This is a genomic window from Neisseria sp. P0021.S005, assembly GCF_051956955.1.
This window is the reverse complement of the sequence record NZ_JBQCWY010000478.1, coordinates 1-2329: the sequence shown is the minus strand read 5'-3', so window position 1 is coordinate 2329 and position 2329 is coordinate 1. Positions and strand designations below refer to the sequence as shown.

1 protein-coding gene is annotated in these 2329 nt (G+C 54.6%); it reads left to right on the top strand.

All coding sequences use genetic code 11. The annotated features are described in order from the left end of the window. The coding region (gcvP, locus tag ACTHUE_RS15810) for an aminomethyl-transferring glycine dehydrogenase (RefSeq protein WP_440423959.1) at positions 1–2277 on the top strand (2277 nt) is incomplete at its 5' end. Positions 2278–2329 lie beyond the last annotated feature (52 nt).

Here is a 2329-nt window from a genome sequence, read left to right as displayed (position 1 = left end):
CTGGTGGTCGGCGATTTTGCCCAAGCGGATGAAGGCGAATACTTCGGTGCGCTGTTCCAATACGTTGGTAAAGACGGCGATGTGCAAGACTTGCAGGGCGTTATCGGCCGTCTGAAAGCAAAAGGCACAATCGTGGCCGTTGCCGCTGATATCATGAGCTTGGTTTTGCTGAAATCTCCTGCCGAGTTGGGTGCGGATATTGCCTTGGGCAATACCCAACGCTTCGGTGTGCCGATGGGCTTCGGTGGTCCGCACGCTGCTTATTTCGCGTTTAAAGACGAGTTCAAACGTTCCGCTCCTGGCCGCATTATCGGCGTATCCAAAGATGCATCGGGCAAACCTGCCTTGCGCATGGCGTTGTCTACCCGCGAGCAACACATCCGCCGCGAAAAAGCGACATCCAATATTTGTACGGCACAAGCATTGCTGGCGAACTTGGCTGGTATGTATGCCGTTTACCACGGTCCTGAAGGCGTGAAACGCATTGCCAAACGTATCCATGCGCTGGCTTCTACCTTTGCCAATGTGCTGGTTTCAGACGGCCTGAATGTGGTTCACAAGGTCTTCTTCGATACCGTTACCGTCGATTTCGGCAGCAAAGAGAAAGCAGACCAAGTGTTTGCCGCTGCTTTGGAATCGGGTTACAACCTGCGCCGCGTTAACGATACTCAAGTTGCGGCTGCATTCCATGAAACGTCGGCATACGAAGATTTGGTCGATTTGTACCGCGCGTTTACCGGCAAAGATACGTTCACATTTGCCGATGACGTCAAAGGCCGTCTGAATGCAGAATTGCTGCGTCAGGACGACATTCTGCAACATCCTGTGTTCAACAGTTACCACACCGAACACGAAATGTTGCGCTACCTGAAAAAACTCGAAGACCGCGATTTGGCAATGAACCGCAGCATGATTTCATTGGGCAGCTGCACCATGAAACTCAACGCGACTGCGGAAATGTTGCCGATTACTTGGGCAGAGTTCACTGACATCCACCCTTACGCTCCCGAAGCGCAAACTGCCGGCTACCGCGAATTGCTCGCCGATATGGAAAACAGCCTGAAAGCCATCACCGGCTTTGACGCGATTTCCTTCCAGCCCAACTCCGGCGCGCAGGGCGAATACAGCGGCATGCTCTCCATCCGCCGCTATCAAGAAGCCAACGGCGAGGGACACCGCAACATCTGTCTGATTCCAAAATCAGCCCACGGCACCAACCCTGCGACTGCGGCCATGCTGGGTTTGAAAGTCGTCGTTGTCGATACCGACGAACACGGCAACGTCAACATCGACGATTTGAAAGCCAAAGCCGAGCAATACCGCGACGCTTTGTCCGCTATCATGATTACTTACCCGTCCACCCACGGCGTGTACGAAGAAGGCATCCGCGACATCTGTCGCATCATCCATGAAAACGGCGGACAGGTTTACATGGACGGCGCCAACCTCAACGCCCAAATCGGCATCATGCAGCCTGCCGAAGTCGGCGCGGACGTGTTGCACATGAACCTGCACAAAACCTTCTGTATCCCTCACGGCGGCGGCGGTCCGGGCGTCGGCCCTATCGGTTTGAAAGCCCACCTTGCCCCGTTTGCACCGGGACACGCTTTGACCGACACCCACAGCGCCAGTGCCGACCAAACCGCCGTTGCTGCTGCGGCCTTCGGTTCTGCGTCCATCCTGCCGATTACTTGGATGTACCTGACCATGATGGGCAAACAAGGCATGGAACAGGCAACACGCTGGGCATTGCTCAATGCCAACTACGTTGCCAAACGTCTGAGCGAAGACTATCCGATTCTGTATACAGGCAAAAACGGCCGCGTCGCGCACGAATGTATCGTTGATTTGCGTCCACTCAAAGCCGAAAGCGGCATCACTGAAACCGACATCGCCAAACGCCTGATGGACTACGGCTTCCACGCGCCGACGGTTTCCTTCCCTGTTGCCGGCACGCTGATGATCGAACCGACTGAGAGCGAAAGCAAAGCCGAACTCGACCGCTTCATCGCCGCCCTGAAACAAATTAAACAGGAAGTGCTGAAAGTCGAGCGCGGCGAATGGCCGAAAGAGGATAATCCGCTGGTGAACGCTCCGCATACCGCATCCGACGTAACCGGCGAATGGGCGCATCCGTACTCCCGCGAAGAAGCCGTCTTCCCATTGCCGTTCGTCCGCGAACACAAATTCTGGCCGAGCGTTAAACGGGTAGATGAAGTGTATGGCGACCGCAATCTGGTTTGCTCCTGCTTGCCGATTGACGCATACGAAGAATAAGCCTGAATAGGTTTAAAATTGAACAGGCCGTCTGAAAATGAAAATAGTTTTC